This window comes from Streptomyces sp. NPDC018693 (genome assembly GCF_044391385.1).
Lineage (GTDB): Bacteria > Actinomycetota > Actinomycetes > Streptomycetales > Streptomycetaceae > Streptomyces.
This window is the reverse complement of the sequence record NZ_JBIRZZ010000005.1, coordinates 247,873-268,419: the sequence shown is the minus strand read 5'-3', so window position 1 is coordinate 268,419 and position 20,547 is coordinate 247,873. Positions and strand designations below refer to the sequence as shown.

The 20,547-nt window shown below is 73.5% G+C and carries 23 protein-coding genes; 13 read left to right on the top strand and 10 right to left on the bottom strand.

Translation table 11 applies throughout. The annotated features are described in order from the left end of the window. Nucleotides 1-20: 20 nt before the first annotated feature. Nucleotides 21-1,823 (bottom strand): ricin-type beta-trefoil lectin domain protein, encoded by a 1,803-nt coding sequence (locus tag ACH5AC_RS16310; protein WP_398862471.1) that lies wholly within the window; start codon nt 1,821-1,823, stop codon nt 21-23. A 241-nt stretch (nt 1,824-2,064) separates the two neighbouring features. Then, complete coding sequence (locus tag ACH5AC_RS16305) at nt 2,065-3,030, bottom strand: helix-turn-helix domain-containing protein (RefSeq protein WP_398862470.1); 966 nt, start codon at nt 3,028-3,030, stop codon at nt 2,065-2,067. Nucleotides 3,031-3,103: 73 nt separating this feature from the next. Here ACH5AC_RS16305 and ACH5AC_RS16300 point away from each other — a divergent pair, with 73 nt between their 5' ends. Continuing rightward, the gene (locus ACH5AC_RS16300) at nt 3,104-3,883 is read left to right on the top strand and encodes a phytanoyl-CoA dioxygenase family protein (protein ID WP_398862469.1); all 780 of its coding nucleotides are present in this window, start codon (nt 3,104-3,106) and stop codon (nt 3,881-3,883) included. 48 nt (nt 3,884-3,931) lie between these two features. On the opposite strand, the gene ACH5AC_RS16295 is transcribed toward ACH5AC_RS16300, so the two are convergent. After that, a complete protein-coding gene (locus ACH5AC_RS16295) occupies nt 3,932-4,438 on the bottom strand; it encodes a flavoprotein (protein ID WP_398862468.1) in 507 nt (168 codons plus the stop codon). 25 nt (nt 4,439-4,463) lie between these two features. Further along, nucleotides 4,464-4,922, bottom strand: coding sequence for a nuclear transport factor 2 family protein (locus ACH5AC_RS16290; protein WP_398862467.1), 459 nt, complete (start codon nt 4,920-4,922; stop codon nt 4,464-4,466). 114 nt (nt 4,923-5,036) lie between these two features. Here ACH5AC_RS16290 and ACH5AC_RS16285 point away from each other — a divergent pair, with 114 nt between their 5' ends. Further along, a complete protein-coding gene (locus tag ACH5AC_RS16285) occupies nt 5,037-5,588 on the top strand; it encodes a TetR family transcriptional regulator (RefSeq protein ID WP_398862466.1) in 552 nt (183 codons plus the stop codon). Nucleotides 5,589-6,103: 515 nt separating this feature from the next. Then, complete coding sequence (locus ACH5AC_RS16280; RefSeq protein ID WP_398862465.1) at nt 6,104-6,727, top strand: LysE/ArgO family amino acid transporter; 624 nt, start codon at nt 6,104-6,106, stop codon at nt 6,725-6,727. 58 nt (nt 6,728-6,785) lie between these two features. Here ACH5AC_RS16280 and ACH5AC_RS16275 read toward each other — a convergent pair whose 3' ends face one another. After that, complete coding sequence (locus tag ACH5AC_RS16275; protein WP_398862464.1) at nt 6,786-7,787, bottom strand: cation diffusion facilitator family transporter; 1,002 nt, start codon at nt 7,785-7,787, stop codon at nt 6,786-6,788. Nucleotides 7,788-7,894: 107 nt separating this feature from the next. Between ACH5AC_RS16275 and ACH5AC_RS16270 the strand changes: the two genes are divergently transcribed. Together ACH5AC_RS16270 and ACH5AC_RS16265 are read left to right on the top strand one after the other, a co-directional pair. Beyond that, on the top strand, nt 7,895-8,914 hold the full coding sequence (locus tag ACH5AC_RS16270) for a glutathione S-transferase family protein (RefSeq protein WP_398862463.1): 1,020 nt from the start codon (nt 7,895-7,897) through the stop codon (nt 8,912-8,914). A gap of 65 nt (nt 8,915-8,979) precedes the next feature. After that, entirely contained in the window at nt 8,980-9,300 is a 321-nt protein-coding gene (locus ACH5AC_RS16265) for a DUF4235 domain-containing protein (RefSeq protein WP_398862462.1), read from the top strand. 566 nt (nt 9,301-9,866) lie between these two features. On the opposite strand, the gene ACH5AC_RS16260 is transcribed toward ACH5AC_RS16265, so the two are convergent. Continuing rightward, nucleotides 9,867-10,331: a pyridoxamine 5'-phosphate oxidase family protein gene (locus tag ACH5AC_RS16260; protein ID WP_398862461.1), complete on the bottom strand. Its 465-nt coding sequence runs from the start codon at nt 10,329-10,331 to the stop codon at nt 9,867-9,869. Between the two features lie 121 nt (nt 10,332-10,452). On the opposite strand from ACH5AC_RS16260, the gene ACH5AC_RS16255 reads away from it, so the two are divergent. The 3 genes from ACH5AC_RS16255 to ACH5AC_RS16245 all read left to right on the top strand — a co-directional run bounded on the left by ACH5AC_RS16255 (nt 10,453) and on the right by ACH5AC_RS16245 (nt 12,662). Further along, the gene (locus ACH5AC_RS16255; protein WP_398862460.1) at nt 10,453-11,673 is read left to right on the top strand and encodes a PucR family transcriptional regulator; all 1,221 of its coding nucleotides are present in this window, start codon (nt 10,453-10,455) and stop codon (nt 11,671-11,673) included. 66 nt (nt 11,674-11,739) lie between these two features. Continuing rightward, on the top strand, nt 11,740-12,102 hold the full coding sequence (locus ACH5AC_RS16250) for a DUF1304 domain-containing protein (RefSeq protein WP_398862459.1): 363 nt from the start codon (nt 11,740-11,742) through the stop codon (nt 12,100-12,102). Further along, on the top strand, nt 12,099-12,662 hold the full coding sequence (locus ACH5AC_RS16245) for a TetR/AcrR family transcriptional regulator (protein ID WP_398862458.1): 564 nt from the start codon (nt 12,099-12,101) through the stop codon (nt 12,660-12,662). The genes ACH5AC_RS16250 and ACH5AC_RS16245 overlap by 4 nt, the downstream gene beginning before the upstream one ends. A 4-nt stretch (nt 12,663-12,666) precedes the next feature. Here ACH5AC_RS16245 and ACH5AC_RS16240 read toward each other — a convergent pair whose 3' ends face one another. The 3 genes from ACH5AC_RS16240 to ACH5AC_RS16230 all read right to left on the bottom strand — a co-directional run bounded on the left by ACH5AC_RS16240 (nt 12,667) and on the right by ACH5AC_RS16230 (nt 16,189). After that, a complete protein-coding gene (locus tag ACH5AC_RS16240; RefSeq protein WP_398862457.1) occupies nt 12,667-13,521 on the bottom strand; it encodes a hypothetical protein in 855 nt (284 codons plus the stop codon). Nucleotides 13,522-13,602: 81 nt separating this feature from the next. Then, nucleotides 13,603-14,709, bottom strand: a complete 1,107-nt coding sequence (locus tag ACH5AC_RS16235) for an NAD(P)-dependent alcohol dehydrogenase (RefSeq protein ID WP_398862456.1) — start codon at nt 14,707-14,709, stop codon at nt 13,603-13,605. A gap of 25 nt (nt 14,710-14,734) precedes the next feature. Beyond that, nucleotides 14,735-16,189 carry an aldehyde dehydrogenase family protein gene (locus ACH5AC_RS16230; RefSeq protein ID WP_398862455.1) on the bottom strand — a complete coding sequence of 485 codons (1,455 nt, stop codon included), beginning with the start codon at nt 16,187-16,189 and terminating at the stop codon, nt 14,735-14,737. A gap of 130 nt (nt 16,190-16,319) precedes the next feature. On the opposite strand from ACH5AC_RS16230, the gene ACH5AC_RS16225 reads away from it, so the two are divergent. Next, the gene (locus ACH5AC_RS16225; RefSeq protein ID WP_398862454.1) at nt 16,320-16,757 is read left to right on the top strand and encodes a MarR family winged helix-turn-helix transcriptional regulator; all 438 of its coding nucleotides are present in this window, start codon (nt 16,320-16,322) and stop codon (nt 16,755-16,757) included. Between the two features lie 153 nt (nt 16,758-16,910). Further along, nucleotides 16,911-17,273, top strand: a complete 363-nt coding sequence (locus tag ACH5AC_RS16220) for an anti-sigma factor antagonist (RefSeq protein ID WP_398862453.1) — start codon at nt 16,911-16,913, stop codon at nt 17,271-17,273. 32 nt (nt 17,274-17,305) lie between these two features. On the opposite strand, the gene ACH5AC_RS16215 is transcribed toward ACH5AC_RS16220, so the two are convergent. Continuing rightward, nucleotides 17,306-17,560 carry a hypothetical protein gene (locus ACH5AC_RS16215; protein ID WP_398862452.1) on the bottom strand — a complete coding sequence of 85 codons (255 nt, stop codon included), beginning with the start codon at nt 17,558-17,560 and terminating at the stop codon, nt 17,306-17,308. 110 nt (nt 17,561-17,670) lie between these two features. Here ACH5AC_RS16215 and ACH5AC_RS16210 point away from each other — a divergent pair, with 110 nt between their 5' ends. The 3 genes from ACH5AC_RS16210 (at nt 17,671) to ACH5AC_RS16200 (ending at nt 20,520) form a co-directional block, all read left to right on the top strand. After that, a complete protein-coding gene (locus tag ACH5AC_RS16210) occupies nt 17,671-18,708 on the top strand; it encodes a PHP domain-containing protein (protein ID WP_398862451.1) in 1,038 nt (345 codons plus the stop codon). A gap of 34 nt (nt 18,709-18,742) precedes the next feature. Next, nucleotides 18,743-19,414 (top strand): HAD family hydrolase, encoded by a 672-nt coding sequence (locus ACH5AC_RS16205; protein ID WP_398862450.1) that lies wholly within the window; start codon nt 18,743-18,745, stop codon nt 19,412-19,414. Between the two features lie 89 nt (nt 19,415-19,503). Continuing rightward, on the top strand, nt 19,504-20,520 hold the full coding sequence (locus tag ACH5AC_RS16200) for an SDR family oxidoreductase (RefSeq protein ID WP_398862449.1): 1,017 nt from the start codon (nt 19,504-19,506) through the stop codon (nt 20,518-20,520). Nucleotides 20,521-20,547 lie beyond the last annotated feature (27 nt).

The following is a 20,547-nucleotide window of genomic DNA, read 5'->3' as shown; positions in this document are numbered from 1 at the left end:
CGCCCCCGGGTGGCGGCCGCTCAGCGGCGGCCACCGCCCCAGGGACCGTAGCCGCCGCCCCAGCCGTCACCGCCGTCGCGTCCGCCGTACCCGTCGCCCCAGCCGCCCCAGCCGCACGCGTACGGGTTGTCGTACGAACAGGTGGGGGTGGGCGTCGGCGTGGGTGTGGGTGTCGGCTTCGGGGCGGTCGGCGTGGCCGCCGGGGTCGGGGGCTTGGCCGCTTTCGGGCGGGGTGTCGGACTCGGGGTGGCTTCCGCGCCCCAGTTGACGATCTGGAGCTGCGGCTCGGGCCGGGAGGTGTCGATCACCCAGCGCTGGACGGTGGTGTCGGTGCGATTCTTCGCGACCAGGATGCCCGAGCCGTCGGTGGCGGCGGGGGTGAGCGCCAGGTCCTGGTCCCAGCGCGGGACCAGGGTGCCCTGGAGGGTGAAGTCGTAGCGGATGTCGAGGCCGCCGGGCGCGGTGGCGGCCGTGCAGGCGGTCAGGCGCACGGAGTGGCCGAGGTGCGAGTCGAGGCACAGGTCGGGGTCGGCGCCGTTGCGCAGCAGGCCGTCGGCCTCGTACGACCACTGCTGTGTGGCGGTGGTGGAGCAGGGGCCGAGCACGGCCTCGGCATCGGGGACCGCCTTGGCGCCGGCGAGGCCCACGCACAGCCCCGAGGCGACGTTGTGGAGGCGGCCGCGCAGCGGGGCGCTGTCGGTCTCGGCGGCGCCGATCCAGGAGGGGCCGGCGCCGGTGGAGCCGGTGCCGGGCTGCTCGGCGGCGTCGCCGGCGGCGGGCGTACCGGATCCGCCGTCGGAGCCGAGGGTGGACCACAGCACCAGGGGCAGGGCGATCAGTGCGCTGACGGTGAGGACGGCCACGGCGAGGTTGCGGCGCCGGGCGCGGCGGGCGGCCCGGTGGAGGGACCGGCGCGATCTGCCGGTCACGGCCTCGGTCGCTTCGCCGGCTTCGCCGGTCTCGCTGGTCCCGACGGCGGCGGCCGGATGGTCGGCGGGCTCCTCGGGCCGGGTCGTGCGGCCTTCGACGTAGGCGCCGGCGCCCCAGCCGAGGACGCCCTCGGCGAGGGCGAGGCCGAGTCCCCCGTCGAAGCGGCGCAGTTGGTCGGCGGTGTGCGCGCAGTGCCGGCACCGGGTGAGGTGGCCGTTCAGGTCGGGGTCCATGTCGGGTCCGCCGCGCCGGCAGGTGACGTCGAGCAGCCGGTGGTAGCGGTGGCAGTCCTCGTCGAGGGCGAGTTCGCGGTGGACCTGGAGGCACTCCTCGCGCAGCCGGTCATGGGCGCGGCGCAGTTCGGCGCGCACGCCTTCGGCGTCCAGGCCGAGGAGCGCGGCCGGCACGCTCTGTGGCTCGCCCTCCACCTCGGTGTGCCACAGCAGGCAGCGGGAGGACTGGGGAAGCCGCTGGAAGGCGCGGGCGAGCAGACGGCGGTGCACGGGCGGCAGCAGCCGGGCGGCGAGGCGTTCACCGTCGCCCTGTGCGGCGCGCAGCTCGGGGTGGAGCAGCTCGCGGCGGCCGTCGCCGTCCCACTCGGTGGCTATCCGGCGCACGGTGACCAGCAGTTGGGGGCGCCACGCGGCGCTCGGACCGTTCTGCCGCAGGGACTCGCCGAACAGCCGGGTGAACGCGGCCGTGGTGAGCATGCCGGCGGCGCGCTCCCCCTCGGTGCACAGCCTGGCGTAGGCGAAGGCCGCCTCCCAGTGCCGGTCCAGCAGTTCACCGACGGGGTGCGGCGCGGGTGAGGCGCCCGTCCAGTTCTTCAGCTCGGCGCTCAGTTGTTCGTCCGTCGCGTCGAGGCGGCGCGCAGAAGTCGGGGAATTCGACATGCCTGCGTCTTTCACGTCCGCATTCCTCCGGGGGACATTGACACAAAGTCCATACCAAGGGGTATGTGACGGGGTTTGAGGCATCTCGGACGTCCGCCGTGGGCAGCTCTTTTGAAGCGTGGGGGGTGGACGGGAGGGGCCTCCTGCACCTTTGCACAGGCAGCGGAGCAGGAACAAGGGATCCTGTGATTTTGCGCATCACCCGCGGTGTCCGAGATTTGACGGGAGGTCAATAAAGCGGTCATTCCCCGGGGTCTTTGCGGACGGTCACGGTATTGGTGTCCATTTTCGACAGGGGGATTTCCGGCCGGGTTCCGTTCCGGTACGCGCCGGGCGGCCTGCCGTATCGGGCGTGGAAGGCCCGGGTGAAGTGGAAGGGTCCGGAGAATCCGGAGGCGGCCGCGACCCGCGCCACGGGCAGGTCGGTGGCCTCCAGCAGCCGGGCGGCATGGCGCAGCCGCGCCTCGCGCAGGGCCCGCATCGGCGACCGGCCTAGTTGCTCCGTGAACAGGTGCGCGAAACGGGAGGGCGACAGCGACACCGCCGCGGCGAGGGAGCGCACGGTGTGCGGGGCGCCGGGGTCGGCCGTGATCAGCGCCTCGGCACGGTGGATCCGCTCGTCGACACCGGGCGGGGCAGCGGGCGTTCGCACCGAGGAGGTGGCGAGGAGGAGGGCCTCCTCCAGTGCGCACAGGGCGAGTTCCCGGGCGGCGGTGTCATGGGCGAGGGCGACCGGTTCCGGGTCGCCGCCGACAGGCGGTGCGGGCTCGGGTGCGGGGCGGCGGGCGTCGTCGAGCATGCGGTGGAAGGCGGCTTCGATGCGGGCGTGCAGTCCGGCCGGGACGGGGCCCAGGGCATACAGGCCGTCGCCGAGGTCGTACGGGCGCAACCATGGCGTCCAGGTGGGGCGGGCCGGGCCGTGGACCCACCACAAGCGCCAGCCGCGGGCACCGGGCGCGACGGCGTAGCGCTGCGCCACACCAGGGGCGAGCGCCACCAGGGTGCCCGCGCCCGCGCTCGTCCCGGCACCGCCCTGCCGCAGCAGGCCCTGTCCTCCGGTCGTCCAGATGAACAGCCAGCTGTCCGATCCCGTCGGCCGGTCGACCGCGTATCCGGCGCCTCGGTCGAAATGTCCGACCACGACCAGCCCGGGCGGCGGAGAGGGATCCCCGGGCGCGGCAGTCTCGGGCAAGTCCTCAGCACGCATGGGCATCCTCCGTACGACGTCCGCGGCCTAGCGTGGCGGGCGGCCGGCAGCACAGCGCACCGAGGAGGCACGCATGACCGGCAGGGACATGGTGCGGCAGTACCGGGGGGACGGGTTCACCGTCGTCCGCGGGATGTTCGGGTACGACGAGATCGAGGCGGTGCGTGCCGAGTTCGCGGCACTGCACGCGGGCGGGGCGGTGCCGGGGCACTTCGAGCCGCGGGCGGGGAACGATCCGCTGGACCGGTTTCCCCGGGTGATGCAGCCGCACGAGATCAGCGGCCTGGCGCGGGGCGTGCTGCTGGACGTGCGGCTGCGGGAGGTCGTGGAGGTGCTGCTGGGTGAGGAGGTGCTGGCAGCGCAGAGCATGTTCTACTTCAAGCCGCCGGGTGCGCGGGGGCAGGCGCTGCACCAGGACAACTTCTATCTGCGGGTCGAGCCGGGCACCTGTGTGGCCGCCTGGATCGCCTGCGATGTGATCGGCCGGGACAACGGGGGGCTCGAAGTGGTCCCCGGTACGCACGAGATGGACTTGTTCTGTCCGGAGACGGCGGACGCGGAGGTGTCGTTCGCGCGGGAGTACGTGCCACCGCCGGCCGGTCTGTCGGCCGTGCCGGTCGATATGACGCCCGGAGATGTGCTGTTCTTCAACGGGACCCTGGTGCACGGATCTCAGCCGAATCGTTCCGCTCGATTCCGGCGGTCGTTCATCGGGCACTACGTGGGGGCTTCCGCCGAGCGGATCGGCGGGTACTACCGGACGCTGTCCATGCGCGGGGAGCGGGTCGTGCTGCCGGAGAGCGAGGGGGCGGGACCGTGCGGGACGGAGTTCGCCGCAGGTGGTGCGCACTAGGGCGTATTGCGAAAGTCGCGTCGTCCGCCCGAAGGGCCGGCCCCGCGGCTAGAGCAGGTCCAGTGCCCGCGCCCAGCCGAACTCCCCCGCCTGCCCGGCGTACGGATCGCCGAAGCGGACGCCCATCGCGCGCAGCCGGGTCAGGGACTCCCGGTAGGCGGGGTGGGAGGTCAACGCGTCGGCCACACAGGGCAGAACGGCGATGGGGACGCCCAGGCCGGACGCCTCGCAGAGGGTGCCGAGGGCGAGCGTGTCGGCCATGCCCGCCGCCCACTTATTGATCGTGTTGAAGGTGGCGGGGGCGACGACGACGGCGTCGGGGGCGGGGAACGGGCGCGGGTCGCCGGGCCGACGCCAGGCGGAGCGGATGGGGCGGCCGGTGCGGGACTCGACGGCGGCGGTGTCGAAGAAGCCGTTCATGGCGACCGGGGTCGCGATGACGCCGACCTCCCAGTTCCGCTCCTGGGCCGCGGCGATCAGTTCGCCGACGTCCGCCGCGACACCGGCGGCGCAGACGACGACGTAGAGGAAGGGTTTCGCGTCCTGTTCGGTCACGGGACGACCCTAGCGACGCGCGAATCTAGCGCAGCGGGAAGGTCTGCCCGCGCTCGGCCTCGGGGCGCGGGCCGAGGATGCGGCGGTCCCTCTCCTCGATCGGCACGTCGTTGATGGCGGCCTCGCGGCGGGCCATCAGGCCGTGCTCGTCGAACTCCCACAGCTCGTTGCCGTACGAGCGCCACCACTGGCCGTCGGCGTCGAGGGACTCGTACTGGAAGCGGACGGCGATGCGGTTGCCGTCGAAGGCCCAGAGGTCCTTGCGCAGCGCGTACTCCCGCTCACGGGCCCACTTGGCGGTGAGGAACTCGGCGATCTCGGCGCGGCCGGTGAGGAAGGTGTCGCGGTTGCGCCACACCGAGTCCCGCGAGTAGGCGAGCGCGACCCTGTGCGGGTCGCGGGTGTTCCAGGCGTCCTCGGCCGCCTGCACCTTCTGCTGGGCGGTCTCGCGGGTGAACGGCGGAAGGGGCGGGCGGGTCGTCATGACCACCTCCGGGACGGGGACTCAACTCGGCGGCAAACCAAGGGAGAACGTGCGTTCTCCACTGGGCTGCTACCGTAGGAGAACGTACGTTCTCACGTCAAGGAGACTCCGGACATGGACAGCGCCACCGCCCGTGAACAGGCCCTGGACGCGGCCGAGAAGCTCTTCTACGGCCGGGGCATCCAGTCCGTCGGCATGGACGACATCCGCGGCGCGTCGGGGGTCTCGCTCAAGCGGCTCTACCAGCTCTTCCCGGCCAAGGAGCAGCTGGTGGTGGCCTATCTGGAGCGGCGCGACGTGCGCTGGCGCGGGTCGCTCGCGCGGCATGTGGAGGGGTACGCGGACCCGGAACGGCGGATCCTGGCCGTCTTCGACTGGCTGGAGCGGTGGTTCGGCGAGGAGGACTTCCGCGGCTGCGCATGGATCAACTCCTACGGCGAACTGGGTGCCCGGTCCCACCCGGTGGCGGACCAGGTGCGCGCGCACAAGCGGGCGTTCCGCGACTGGCTGGGCACGCTGGTGGCGGACGCCGGGCTGCCCGGCGCGCTGACCGGGCAACTCCATCTGCTCGCCGAGGGCGCCATGGTCACGGCGGGCATCACGGGTGGCACCGAGCCGGCCGCCGAGGCGCGCACGGCGGCACGGCTGCTGCTGGCCCGGGCGTGACCGTCGTAACGCGGGCTCCCGATCGAGGCGGCGGGCTCCGATCGAGGCGCGGGCCTGATGCTCGTGGCACGGGCTGCCGATCGAGGCTGCGGGCTCCGATCGAGGCGCGGGTCTGATGGTCGTGGCACGGGCTGCCGATCGAGGCGCGGACCTGATGGTCGTGGCACGGGCTGCCGATCGAGGCGCGGACCTGATGGTCGTGGCACGGGCTGCCGATCGAGGCTGCGGGCTCCGATCGAGGCGCGGGTCTGATGGTCGTGGCACGGGCTGCCGATCGAGGCGCGGGCCTGACCGTCGTAGCGCGGGTTGGCGGTCGCTCCGGCAGGGGGATCGGGCGGATGGGGAGAAGGCCGGGGCCGGGGCGGCGCAATTCGGTTGCCGACGGGGAGCGGTGGGACGCAGGATCCGGCCATGAGCTCCGTCGACGCGATGCCGCTGCCGCTGTCCGCCCCCGCCCGTCCGGCGCGCCGGCAGCAGCAGCCCCGCCGTCCCGGGAGGCCCGGTCCCACGCGCCGGTGACGACCGCGCTCGTCGCGGGCCTCATCGCGGGCTACGGCATCGCCGTGCCCGTCGGCGCCGTCGCGACCTACCTCGTCTCCCTCACCGCCCGCACCTCGCTGCGCACCGGAGCGTGCGCCGCACTCGGCGTCGCCACCGCCGACGGGCTCTACGCGCTCGCGGCCGTCCTGGGCGGCTCGGCGCTGGCGGCCGGTCTGCGGCCGGCGCTGGTACCGCTGCGCTGGGCCTCGGCGGCGGTGCTGCTCGTGCTGGCCGCGCGGAGTGTCGTCGCGGCCGTCCGCGCATACCGGGAACACCGGCTCGCCACCCGGTCCGCGCCGCCCCCGCCGACGGCGGCCCGGGCCTATCTGGCACTCCTCGGGATCACCCTCCTCAACCCGATCACCGTGATCTACTTCGCCGCCCTCGTCGTGGGCAGCGGCACCACGGACACCCTCCGGCCGCTGGAGCAGGGGGTGTTCGTCCTCGCCGCGTTCGCCGCCTCGGCCAGCAGGCAGCTCTTCCTCGCCGGGGGCGGTGCCCTGCTGGGCCGCGCTCCGACCGGACACCGGGGGCGGCTGGTCACGGGGCTGGTGTCCGGGGCGGTGATCGCGGGGCTGGCGGTGGGGATGGTGGCGTGAGGCGGTTCGGCAATCCGGGGCGGCGGGCATGAACCCGGCAGGGGCGGGCACCCGAGGATCAGGCCCCGCCGCGCTCCCCCGTCGCGGCGGGGCTCTCGTGCGCCGCGCGCGCGGGACGGTCGGTGATGTCGAGGAAGATCTCGTCGGCCTCGGGCACGGTCCGGGACACCGACCTCTTGATGCGGTCGGCCACCACCTCGACCTGCTCACTGTCCATGCCGGGTACGAGATCGACCCTGGCGGCCACCAGGGCGGAGTCCGTCCCGGTCTTCATCGTGTAGAGGGCCTCCACGCTGTCGATCTCCGGCTGGGCCCGCAGCAGCTCCCGGATACGGCGGCCGGCCTCGGGGTCGGCGGCCTCGCCGATCAGTTGGTCGCGGGCCTCGCGGCCGAGGCGGTAGGCGACGAGGACGAGAAGCGCGCCGATCGCGAACGAGGCCGCCGCCTCCCACACCACCCGGCCGGTGACCATGTGCAGGACCATTCCGGAGGCGGCCAGTGTGACACCGAGGACGGCCGTGCCGTCCTCCGCGACGACCGTACGCAGGGCCGGGTCGCGCATCCCGGCGGTCCGGCCGCCCTGCCGGCGCACCTGGTGCAGGGCGCGCACCAGCGAGACGCCCTCGGCGAGGAGCGCGGTGCCGAGCACGATCAGGCCCGCGACATAGCCTCGGAAGTGCTCCTGGGTGCCGCCGCGCAGGGCCTCGACGCCCTGGAAGAAGGAGAAGCAGCCGCCCATCACGAAGATCCCCACGGCGGCGAGCAGCGACCAGAAGAAGCGTTCCTTGCCGTAGCCGAAGGGGTGGCGCTGGTCGGCCGGGCGGCGGCTGCGGCGCAGGGCGGCGAGGAGGAAGACCTCGTTGAGACTGTCGGCCACCGAGTGCGCGGCCTCCGACAGCAGCGCGGGCGAGCCCGCGACCAGGCCGCCGACGGCCTTGGCCACCGCGATCAGCAGATTGGCCGCGAGGGCCACCAGCACGGTGACGCGCGTACGGCGGTCGGATGCGCGGGCGGTGGCCCCGCGCGCGGCTTCCGGCTTCGTCGAACGTGTCCCGCTCACCTACGTCGACTGCCCCGGCCCGGCGCGCCCATACCGTGCCGCCGAGTGGAAAACGGGGAACGCGGGGAGCAGGACAGGGACAAGGTCCCATGAACTCGGGAGGAACCATGAGCACTGGGGGCGACGGCAACGCGGCGTACGGCCACAAGGCGTTCCGACGGTCGCCGAGCCATTTCACCGACCGGATCACGGCGGACGGCCGGGACGGCTGGCCGGTGGAGCGCGGCCGCTACCGGCTGGTGGTGAGCCGTGCCTGCCCCTGGGCGAGCCGGGCGGTGATCTCCCGTCGGCTGCTGGGCCTGGAGGACGCCCTGTCGATGGCTGTCGCCGATCCGATCCAGGACGACCGCAGCTGGCGCTTCACGCTGGATCCGGACGGCCGGGATCCCGTGCTCGGCATCCGCTTTCTCAGCGAGGCGTACGACAGGCGGGAGTCGGAGTACCCCGGCGGGGTGAGCGTGCCCGCGATCGTGGACGTGCCCAGCGGGCGGCTGGTCACCAACGACTACCAGCGGATCACGTTGGACCTCGCCACGGAGTGGACCGCCTGGCACCGGCCCGGGGCGCCGGATCTCTACCCCGAGCGGCTGCGGGACGAGATCGACGCGGTGGCGGCCGAGGTGCACGAGGACGTCAACAACGGGGTGTACCGGGCCGGGTTCGCCAACGGGCAGCAGGAGTACGAGGCGGCGTGCGCGGCGCTCTTCCGGCGGCTGGAGGCGCTCGCCGGCCGGCTGGCCCGGCGGCGCTACCTGGTCGGTGAGACCATCACCGAGGCGGACATCCGGCTGTTCACCACCCTGGTCCGGTTCGACGCGGTCTATCACGGTCACTTCAAGTGCAACCGCTGGAAGCTGACGGAGAACCGGGTGCTGTGGGGGTACGCGCGCGATCTCTTCCAGACGCCCGGCTTCGGGGACACCGTCGACTTCGACCACATCAAGCGGCACTACTACCAGGTCCACTCGGGCATCAACCCGACGCGTATCGTCCCGCTCGGACCGGATCTGTCCGGGTGGCTCGCGCCGCATCACCGGGAGGAGCTCGGCGGCCGGCCGTTCGGGGACGGGACACCGCCCGGGCCCGTGCGCGCGCAGGAGGCGGTCCCTTCCTCCGGGCGGCCCTGACGGGTGTCCGCGGGCGCGGAGCGCGACGCTGACCGATGATCGTAGGCACACACAAGGAGGCGCACGTGACGAAGAAGCGGAAACTGTCCCTCGTCTACCAGCCCGTCGGGATCGCGTTCGGCTGGGCGGGCGGGGCACTGGCGGCCTACGCCTTCCGCAAGACCTGGCAGGCCCTGCGGCACGAGGACGACGCGCCCGACCCGCTGGACCGCGACCGGGGCTGGGGCGAGGTGCTGCTGGCCGCGGCGATCCAGGGCGCCATCTTCGCGGTGGTCCGCAGCGCCGCCGACCGCACGGGCGCGAAGGCCATCGAACGCTCCACGGGCGTCTGGCCGGCCAAGCCCCCCAAGGATCCGAAACAGAAGCCCAGCAGCGGCCGAGCCTGACCCCGCCACCTGCACCGCGAGCCAACCGGCCGGCACCGGAGCCTGCCCTCGGCAATGGCGGGGACGGCCGGAGCGGGGGCCGGCAGCCCACCAACAGTCGGACCCGGCCCACACGCGCGCCGAGGAGCCCCCGGGGGGCAGGGCCCGCGGCCCAGCAACGGCCGCGCCCGGCCAGCAGACACAACAGGAACCGCCCGGCGCGGCACCAGTCCCCCAACAGCCGACACACGGTGACCCGGGGCGGGCCCAACAGCCCGACAACGGCCGCGCCTGACCTCACAGCCTGCGGCTGGAATCCCACCAGCCGTCTCCACCAGCCGGACCCTCCCGCGCGCGCCGGGCAGCCCCCGGGGGCAGGTCCAGCAGCCCGGCAACGGCCGCAGACGCAACGGGAACCGCCCGGCGTGGCACCCACAGCCCCACAACAGCCGACAACGCGGGGTGGGGCCCAGCAGCCCGACAACAGCCGGGCCACGGGAGCCTGGCACCCAGTCGCGGCGCGCGTGCGGCCTGGGTGGGCGGTGGGTGCGGGCTCGTCGGTTCGGGTGCCTGCGGAAGCCGTCCGGTCAGTCGGGTACCAGCCACTCGCCGTCGCGCATCAGGTCGCGGTCGGCCGGCTCGTTCGGGTCGCGCCAGGCCGAGATGTGGTGGGGGTGGAGGCGGAAGTAGAGGTAGGGGGTGGCGAGTTCGCGGGGGTCGAAGCCGGCCTTGGCCGCGAAGATCTCGGCGTCCTCCTCCGGGAGGTCGAGCGGCGCCACGGCGTCGGCGGTGGCCTCGACGAGGACGGCGTCACGGGTCGGGCCGATGCCGAGCCGGGCCCGGCCGGTGGTGCGCAGGCTGCGGCCGGTGACGCCGGCGGCGGGGGTGGCGATCAGCAGCGTGGCACCGTCCCAGACGAAGGGGAGCGGCACGAGGTAGGGGGCCGAGCCGTCCTCGGCGGCGGTGGCGACCCACGCGTCGACGTCGTGTTCCAGCCGGTGCAGGGTGTCGAGCTTGCGCTGCTTGGCGGCACGTGCGGGTGCTGAGGTCATGGCACCAGTGTGGCGTCGCCCACCGTCCCCCGCCCGCCTTGTCACCGCCGGACAGTTCCACCCCCGGGGACTGTCCGGCGGTGATGAGACCCGCGTGTTACCGGCCGGTATCGTCACCGCCGTGCCGAAGAGAGCCGCGGAGGTCGACCACATGGGGGGCGGCCCGTTCGAGGAGTTGCCGGCGCGTCTGCACGCCCGTCTCAGACCGTATTTCGCCGACATCACCGAGGAGGTCGTCGAGGCGATCCGCACCGAGATCCCCGAGTACGCGCGCCCCGCCGACGACACCTACATGCAGGCCGTGCACCGGGGAGTCGACCACGCGCTGCGCGGGTTCCTGGAGCGGATGGCGAACCCGGACCGGGACTGGGAGCCGGTGCAGGCCACGTACGAGCGCATCGGGCGCGGGGAGGCGGAGGAGGGCCGCAGCCTGGACTCGTTCCAGTCGGCGCTGCGCCTGGGCGCACGGGTGACCTGGCGCAGGGTGAACGCCCTGGTGGACGCCGATCTGCTGCCGCGCAAGGTACTGGCCGCCTTCGGCGAGGCGCTGTTCGTCCATCTGGACGAGATGGCCGCCGCGACGACCGCCGGCTACACCGAGGCCCGGCTGCACGCGGCCGGCGAGCTGCGGCAGCGGCGGTCCCGGCTGATCGACCTGCTGACCGCGGACCCGGCGGCCTCGGCGGAGGCGATCGCGCACCTGGCGCACAGCGCGCGCTGGCCGGTGCCGAAGGAGCCGGCGGTGGTGGCGGTCGACACCGGCGCGCCGACCGCGGCCGGGCCGATCGTGCCGCCGGAGTTCCTGACCCGGTTCGCTGTGCAGCCCGCGACGGTGGTGGTGCCCGACCCGGAGGGGCCCGGACGGGCGCGGACGGTGGCCGGGGCGCTGCAGGGGCTGCGTGCGGCGATGGGCCCGACGGTGGGGCTGCGAGAGGGCGCTCGCTCCCTGCGCTGGGCCGCGGAGGCGCTGGATCTGATGCGGCGGGGCGTCCTGGCGGACACGGGGCTGGTGCGCTGCCGGGACCACCTCTCCACGCTTCTGCTCCTGCGCGACGCGGCCCTGGTGGACGCCCTGGCCGAGCGCCGGCTCCGGCCGTTGCGTCAGGTGCGCCCGCCGCAGCGTGAGCGGCTGGCGGAGACCCTGCTGAGCTGGCTGAGCTGCGGCCACAACGCGGGCGAGGTCGCCGAGCGGCTCGCCGTGCACCCGCAGACGGTGCGCTACCGGATGCGCCGGCTGGACGAGCTGTTCGGCGCCCAGCTCCAGGATCCGCTCGCCCGGTTCGAGATCCAGCTCGCGCTGCGGGCACTGCGGCTGCGCCGGGACACGGCGGCAACTTCATAGACAGCTGTCCAGGTATAGTGCCCCTGTCGTGGACACCTGTCCATGAAGTGGGCGAGGGGAGAGTCGATGGAAACGGTCGCGAACGTGCTGGTGGGCCTGGTCGCCGCACTGCACGCGTACATCCTGGTGTTGGAGATGTTCCTGTGGCAGAAGAAGCCGGGGATGTCCTTCCACGGCCTCGACCGCGAGATGGCGAGCCGGACCGCCGCGATGGCCGCCAACCAGGGGCTCTACAACGGCTTCCTGGCGGCGGGCCTGGTCTGGGGCCTGGTCGCCGACGACCCGACCGGCTTCCGCGCCCAGGTCTTCTTCCTGTCCTGTGTGGTCGTCGCCGGGGTGTACGGCGCGGTCACCGCACATGTGCGCATCCTGGCCGCGCAGGCCCTGCCCGGCGCGGTCGCCCTGGCCGCCGTACTGCTGGCGCAGTGACCCGCGCGGCACCCGAGGACCCGCGAGCGGCCCGCACCCGGGCGCGGCTGCGCGCGGCCCTGCTGGACGAGTGCGCCGAGCGGCCACTGGAGGAGGTCAGCGTCGCCGCGCTGGTGCGCCGGGCCGGGGTCGGCCGGGCCACGTTCTACGTGCACTACGCCGACCTGGAGGCGCTCGCCGTCGACGCCTGCGCGGACGTCGTGCGGGAGGCGGTGGAGGCCCTGCACGCCTGGCAGGGGCGGCCGGACCCGATGCGCGCGCCGGCGGCGCTGGCGGAGTTCTTCGCCTCGCTCACCCCGCACACCGGTCTGTACCGCACCCTGCTCGCCCCGGGCGGCGGCGGGCCCCTCGGCCTGGTGCTGCACCGGGATCTACGGGCCTACAGCCTGCGCGAGCGCACCCGCGCGGGCGCCCCGGACGCGCCGCTGGTCGCCTCGGCGGTCGCCGCCACCTTCGCCGGGGTGCTGGCGGACTGGCTGCACGGCCTGCTGGAGGCCGGCCCCGCCGAGATCGCCGACCAGGTCTGGCAGTTGCTGGTGGCGCTGCACGCCAGCCGCTGAAGCCTCAGTAGCAGGCCACGTCCTCCCGCAGCGCGGGCCACGCCTCGACGCCGTCCGGGGTGCGGACGTACGCCGTCGTAGGGTCGTCCGTCAGCCACAACTGCCAGTCCTGGTGGCGGTATCCGGTGTCGCGCGCGTCGGCGGGCAGGCGTGCGTCGCCGTCGTACGGGGTGGTGAGCATGTCCCGTGCGAGGACGCCGTGCGGGTCGCGGACGTACGTCCGGCGGTCCGGGTGCCGGCCCAGGTCGAGGAAGCGTGCGCTCTGCCAGTTGCAGTGCTCCGGGCCGGTGGAGGTGTGGATCTCGGCCACCGGCAGCCGTCTGCCGTCGCTGTCCGTCCAGATCTCGTACCACTCGTCGTCGCCGACGCCCTCCGGGAGTTCGGCGGGGTCGCAGGAGGCGCTGGTCTCCGGCCCCCAACCGGGCCGGTCCCGCTGGTCCTTGGCGACCACGACCGCCACCTTGGTGCGGCCGCCGACATCGTAGGAGTAGAGGACGCGGTCGGCCTCCCGTCGCTCCACGCGGTAGCCCTGCCGGGGGACCTGGGGCGTGAAGAGGTCGAAGTAGAGCGCCAGGCCGTCCTCGGGGGTGTCGCCGCCGTCGCTCTCGTTCCAGCCGTCGGGTCCGTTGCCGTGGAAGATCCCGGTGTCGCACTCCAGTGCCCGCCCCGCGGCGCCGGACGCCTGGCGGATGGCCTCCTGGGAGTACTCGTCCTGTTCCCGGGCGGGTATGTCCAGGCGGCCGCTGTACGGCGTCGCCGGGGGCGTGCCCTGGACGACCATGCCTTCTCGGCCGTCGTCGGTGCACGCCCCGGTCGTCACGGCCGCCAGCACCGTCACCACTACGAGCCCTCTGCGCATTCCCGCCCCTGTTCCACCGGTTGTGTCGATGATCCTTCGACGCGGTGGTGGCCGGAAACGTTCAGTGGCCCGCGGGGCGGGTCAGAACGTGAGGACGGGCTTGACCGCCTTGCCCGCGCTCATGTCCCGTACCGCCCGGTCGAGGTCCGTGAAGGGGTACGCGGAGATCAGACGGTGCAGCGGGAGCCGGCCCTCCTTGACGAGTTTCACCAGGGCCGGGATGAAGCTGCGGGTCTCGCTGTCGCCGAGGGTGAGGCCGACGACCCGCTTGCCGGTGAGCAACCCGTTGACGTCCAGGGCGACTTCGGTGCCGAAGGGCGGGGCCCCTACGACGACGAGGGTGCCGCGGGCCGCGAGCGCGTCGACGCCCTGGCGCAGGACGGCCACGTTGCCGGTGGTCTCGACGACTCCGTCGGCGCCCTGTCCGGCGGTGAGGTCGGCGAGGGCCTCGCCGAGGTCGGTCGCGGACGCGTCGACGGTGTCGGTGGCGCCCAGCTCCCGGGCGAGATCGAGGCGTTCGGCGACCCGGTCGACGGCCACGATGGTGGTGGCCGGGGTGAGCGCGGCCGCTATGACCGCAGACAGGCCGACGGCGCCGGCGCCGAGCACGACGACCGTGCTGCCGGTCTTCGGCCTCAGTACGTTCCACACGGCGCCGACGCCGGTCTGCACCCCGCAGCCCAGCGGGGCGATCGACGCGAGCGGGACGTCGGGGTCGACCCTGACCAGGCTGCGCTCGTCGACGAGTGCCCGTTCGGCGAAGGAGGACTGGCCGAAGAAGTGGCCGCCGAGGGGTTCGTCGCCCCGGCTGATGGTGGCGGTGCCGTCGGCGCGGCGGCCGCCGAGGAGGTTGAGGGGCAGCCAGGTCGAGCAGTAGGCGGGGTGGCCGCCGGCGCAGTTGCGGCAGTCGCCGCAGGAGGTGAAGGACAGCACCACGTGGTCGCCGGGGGCGATCCCGGTGACGGCGGAGCCGACCGCTTCGACGACGCCGGCGCCCTCGTGGCCGAGGACCCCGGGCAGCGGGAAGGGCAGTCCGCCGCTCGCCACGGTCAGATCGGTGTGGCACAGCCCGGCGGCGGCCATGCGGACGACGGCCTCGTGCGGTCCGGGGTCGTCGAGGACGACGTCGCAGAAGGTGAAGGGCGCTCCGCCCGACTCGACGACGGCGGCTCGGGTGGTCAGGGGCATGGTTCCGACTCCTTGAGGGGTGCGCTCAGTCGAGGGAGACGACGACGGACTTGACCTTGGTGTAGGCGGCGAGCGCCTCGGGGCCGTACTCGCGGCCGAAGCCGGAGTTCTTGACGCCGCCGAAGGGGACGGCCGGGTCGAGCATCGCCCAGTCGTTGATCCAGACGATCCCGGCCCGGAGCCGGTCGGCGATCCGGTGGGCGCGGGTCAGACTGCTGGTCTGGATGCCGGAGGCCAGGCCGTACGGCGTGGAGTTGGCGAGGGCGACGGCCTCGTCCTCGCTGTCGAAGGGCTGGACGGTGAGGACCGGGCCGAAGACCTCCTCCTGCACGACGCGGGAGTCGTTCGGGAGGTCGGCGATCACGGTGGGCTTGTAGTAGTAGCCGCCGTCCAGGTCGAGGCGCTCACCGCCGCAGACGATCCGGGCGCCCTCCTTGCGGGCCAGGTCGACGTACTCCTCGACCTTGCGCAGGTGCCGCTCCCCCGCCATCGGGCCGACCACGGTCTCGGGCCGGCGCGGGTCGCCGACGGGGACGCCGGGGACGGCCTCGGCGAGGATGTTCAGCAGCGTGGGGTAGACCGAGCGGGCCACCAGCAGGCGCGGCCCGCCCATGCAGAACTGGCCGGTGTTGAAGACGAAGCCCTTGATGACCGCGCCGACGGCCCGCTCCAGGTCGGCGTCCTCGAAGACGAGGTGGGCGGCGTTGCCGCCGAGTTCCATGGTGACGGGCTTGAGGGCCTCGCCGGCGACGCTCGCGGCGTGCCGGCCGACCGCGGTGGAGCCGGTGAAGGCGATCTTGTCGATGCCGGGGTGGCGCAGCAGGGCCTCGCCGGCGACCGGGCCGCTGCCGGTGACGACGTTGACGACACCGTCGGGGACGCCGGCGCGCTGGAGCAGGCCGGCCATGTACAGGGCGCTGAGCGGCGTCTCGTCGGCGGGCTTGTGGACGACGGTGTTGCCGGCGGCGAGGGCCGGGGCGATCTTCGTGCCGGCGAGGATCAGCGGGAAGTTGAAGGGCGTGATCGCCGCGACGACGCCCAGCGGGCCGCGGCTGGTGTAGGCGTGGGCGTTGAGCGGGGTGTCGCGGGTGGCGCCGTCGAGGCTGAAGGCGAGGGCGGCGTAGTACTCGTAGTCGTTGGCCGCGTTGGTGACGTCGACGGCGTGGGCGAGGGTGATCGGCTTGCCGACGTCGAGGCTCTCCAGTTCGGCGAGGTCGTCGGCGTTCTCCCGGATGAGCTGGGCGACGCGGTGCAGGATCCGGCCCCGTTCGCGGCCGCTGAGGCCGGCCCACTGCCCGGCGTCGAAGGCTTCGCGGGCGGCGGTGACGGCGGCGTCCACGTCGGTGGGGCCGGCCTCCGCGACGGTGGTGACGACCGTGCCCCGGGACGGATCGACCACCTCGGTGCGCGCTCCGTCGGCGGCCTCACGCCACTGTCCGCCGATGAACAGTCTGCCGGGGTCGGTCTCGAAGGTGGTCATCGCCCACTCCTCAGCGTCGTTGCCAAGATCCGTCAGCCAAAAGTTCAACCAACAGGATTCCTGTTGGTCCCCACTTGGTTCGCAGTCTCTTTACAGACAGGTTTCCTGTCAATGCTCTACGCTCGATCCCATGGTCGGCACGCAGACAACCAAGGCTCCCCCGTCCCTGCTGTACATGGTGAAGCAGGTGGAGCTGGTGGTGCGTTCCCATCTGGACGAGCTGGTCAGGCCGTCCGGGATCACCGCACTGCAGTACACGGCCCTGACCGTGCTGGAGCGACACGACGGACTGTCGGCGGCACAGCTGGCCCGCGACTCCTTCGTCACCGCCCAGTCCATCGCCGACCTGGTGCGCTCACTGGAGAGCCGGGGCCTGGTGCGCCGGGAGCGCAATCCGCGCAACCGGCGGGAGCTGCTGATCCTGCTCACCGAGGCGGGGCGGGAGCTGCTCGCCCGGTACGCCGGGCCGGTGCGGGAACTGGAGGAGCGGATGGTGGGTGAGCTCACGGCGCATCAGACCGAACAGTTCCGGTCAGCCCTGTCCAAGGCGTGGCAGGCGCTTTCGTAGGGCTTCGCTCACGACACGAAAAAAGTCGGTCAGAATTCGAAGACATATGTCAATCGAACATGCTCCAATTCACTCGTTCGAGGGTAACTTGCTGGGGCGGGGGCCCAGTTGGAGCGGGTGGGAGGCGATGTCGTCGTGCAGGAGGAGTCCGCCGTGGAGTCCTCACATGTGCGCGTCCGCCAGGAGCGGGGGTTCACGGTGCTGGAGCTCCGGGGCGAGATCGACATCGCCGCGGCGGTGGAGATCATTCCGCACCTCGACGCCGCGACCCGGGGGGCCGAACCCCGGCTGGTGATCGACCTGACGCACATCCACTTCTTCGACTGCTCCGGGCTGCGGCTGCTCTACCGGGCCCGCACCCGCGTCCAGGACCGGGACGGGGAACTGCGCCTGGTGTGCACGCATCCGCTCGCCCTGCGGATCCTGCGCGCCACCGGCCTGTCCAAGCTGCTGCCGCCCGCGCCGAGCCTGGACGCGGCCCTGACCCTGCCCGAGGCCACGTCCGGCTCCTTATGACCGTGTCCCGCGTCTACATGACAGCGTCTACTTCACGATCCGCGGATCCAGGTACGCGGTTTCCAGGTGTAGCGGTCGCCGCCGACCCAGCGCACCACGTCCGGATCATCCAGGTCGTGGACCGTGATACCGAACGCGGCGGCGGTCTCGAGGACGTCCGTCACGGTCCTCGCCTCGCCGACCACTTCGCCATCGATTTCCACGATGCGAAAAGGCGGCTCGCCCGGCTGTACCCCGAGCACCATGATCCGCGGCTGTGAGATATGAGGGCTCGCGATTTCGGTCATGCCATAGAGGGTAGAGCGGAAACCGCATAGGGGGACGAATCGGTACCGCCCGGGGCGGTCCGTCGTGCGGGGTGTGGGGGCTTGGGGAACCCTGGTGGCAGGAGGTGGGCATGGATCCCGTGGAGGCGCTGGGCCGGATCGCCTTTCTTCTGGAGCGCTCCCTGGCGCCGACGTACCGCGTACGGGCCTTCCGTACGGCGGCCCGGGTGCTGGAGGGGCTGCCGGAGGGGGAGGTCGCCGAGCGGGCGGCGGCGGGGACGCTGGAGTCGCTGCGGGGCGTCGGGCCGAAGACCGCCGAGGTGGTGCGACAGGCGCTGGCCGGCGAGGTACCGGCCTATCTGCGGAAGCTGGAGGGCGAGGTCGGGGCGCCGCTCTCCGAGGGCGGGGCACGGCTGCGGGCGCTGCTGCGCGGGGACTGCCATGTGCACTCCGACTGGTCGGACGGCGGCAGCCCGATCGAGGAGATGGGCCGGGCGGCGGCCGCGCTCGGGCACGAGTGGGCGGTGCTCACCGACCACTCGCCCCGGCTGACCGTGGCGCGCGGACTGTCCCCGGAGCGGCTGCGCCGGCAGCTGGACGTGGTGGCGGAGCTCAACGAGACCTGGGCGCCCTTCCGGCTGCTGACCGGCATCGAGTGCGACATCCTGGAGGACGGCTCCCTCGACCAGGAGCCGGAGCTGCTGGACCGGCTCGACGTGGTCGTGGTGTCGGTGCACTCCAAGCTGCGCATGGACGCCCGCTCGATGACCCGGCGCATGGTGACGGCCGTACGGGAGCCGCACGCGGATGTGCTGGGCCACTGCACGGGGCGGCTGGTGACCGGGCGGGGGCGGCCGGAGTCGGAGTTCGACGCGGACGAGGTGTTCGCCGCGTGCGCCGAGTCGCGGACCGCCGTGGAGATCAACAGCAGGCCCGAGCGGCTGGACCCGCCCCGCCGGCTGCTGCGCCGGGCGGTGGAAGCCGGGGCGCTGTTCTCGCTCGACACGGACGCGCACGCGCCCGGGCAACTGGACTGGCAGGTCCTCGGGTGTGCGCGGGCCGAGGAGTGCGGGGTGCCCGACGAGCGGGTCGTGACGACCTGGTCGGCGCCGGAGCTGCTGGCCTGGACCCGGGAGGGGCGGCTGCCGGACCGGGTGGCCGCCGGCTGACGTGGTACCCGGGCGCACGAGGGAGGATCACCTGATGAACCGTGCCGCCGTCTTCGACGTCGACGGGACGCTCGTCGACACCAACCATCTGCATGTCACCACCTGGTGGGAGGCGTTCCGGCAGGCCGGTCACCAGGTGCCCATGCACGCCGTGCACCGGGCCGTCGGCCTGGGCTCCGCCGACCTGGTCGCCCATCTGCTGGGCGAGGACCGCGACACCCGGCAGGACGACGGCCTCGACGCCGCCCACAAGGCCCTGTACGGCCAGTACTTCGACCGGCTGCCCGCTCTCGCGGACGCCGGGGCGCTGCTGCGGCGGCTGCACGGCGAGGGCTGGACGGTGGTGCTCGCCACCTCGGCGAGCGGCGCCGAGCTGGCGGCGCTGCGGCGGGCCATCGACGCCGACGACGCCATCGCGGCCACGGCGAGCGCCGACGACGTCGAGGAGGGCAAGCCGGCGCCGGAGCCGGTGGAGCACGCGCTGGAGCTGGCCGGGGCACCGGCCGAGCGGGCGGTGTTCGTCGGGGACACGGTGTGGGACATGCGGGCGGGGCGGCGGGCCGGAGTGCGGTGCGTGGGGGTGCTGTGCGGGGGCATCCCGCGCGGGGACCTGGTCGAGGCGGGCGCGGAGGCGGTGTACGACGACCCGGCGCGGCTGCTGGCGCGCCTGGCGGAGAGCCCGTTCGGGTCCGTTCCCGGCGGGTGACGCGGGGCGGGGCTCTCCGATGCCCCGGCGTCAGGCCGCGGGGGCCGGGTACTCGTCCCGTCCGTTCCGTACGGCGGGAGGAGACGAGCGTGAGCAGCAGGGTGGTCGTGACGGGTGCCACCGGCAACGTCGGTACGAGTGTGGTGCGGCTGCTGTCGGAGGACCCCGAGGTCGAGTCGATCGTGGGGCTGGCGCGACGGGTCCCGCAGTGGTCTCCGGCGAAGACGGAGTGGGCCACGGTGGACCTCGGCTCGGAGCGCGCGGACGTGGCCGGGCTGCTGTCGGGGGCCGACGCGGTGGTGCATCTGGCCTGGGCGTTCCAGCCGACGCACGACCCGGCGGTGACCTGGCGCACCAATGTGCTGGGGAGCATGCGGGTCTTCGAGGCGGTGGCGGCGGCGCGGGTGCCGGTGCTGGTGCACGCGTCCTCCGTCGGGGCGTACTCGCCGGGGCCGAAGGACCACGCGGTGGACGAGTCCTGGCCGACGCACGGCTGGCCGGGCGCCGCGTACTGCCGGGAGAAGGCATATCTGGAGCGAGCGCTGGACGGCTTCGAGCATCAGCACCCGGAGGTGCGCGTGGTGCGGATGCGGCCGGCGTTCCTGTTCAAGCGGGAGTCGGCGAGCGAGCAGCGGCGCATCTTCGGCGGGCGCTTCCTGCCGGGCCCGCTGGCCCGCCCCGACCTGTTGCCCTTCCTGCCGGACATCCCCGGGCTGCGGGTGCAGGCGCTGCACACGGACGACGCGGCGGAGGCGTACCGGCTGGCGCTGCGTGCCGAGGTGCGCGGTGCGTTCAACCTGGCGGCCGAGCCGCCGGTCGACGCCGAGCTGCTGGGCGGGATGCTCGACGCGCGCCCGGTGCGGCTGCCGCGCACGGCGGCCCGGTCCGCCATCGCGGCGGCCTGGGGGCTGCATCTGCTGCCGGCGTCCCCGCATCTCTTCGACGCGGTGCTGCGGCTGCCGCTGATGGACTGCACGCGCGCGCGTGTCGAGCTCGGGTGGCGGCCGGAGCGTGCGGCGCCCGAGGTACTGGAGGAGTTCCTGCAGGGCCTGCGGGGCGGCGCGGGCGCGCCGACGGAGCCCCTGCGGGGGCGGAAGGTCGGCTGATCGGCCGACCTTCGGGGAACGTCGGTG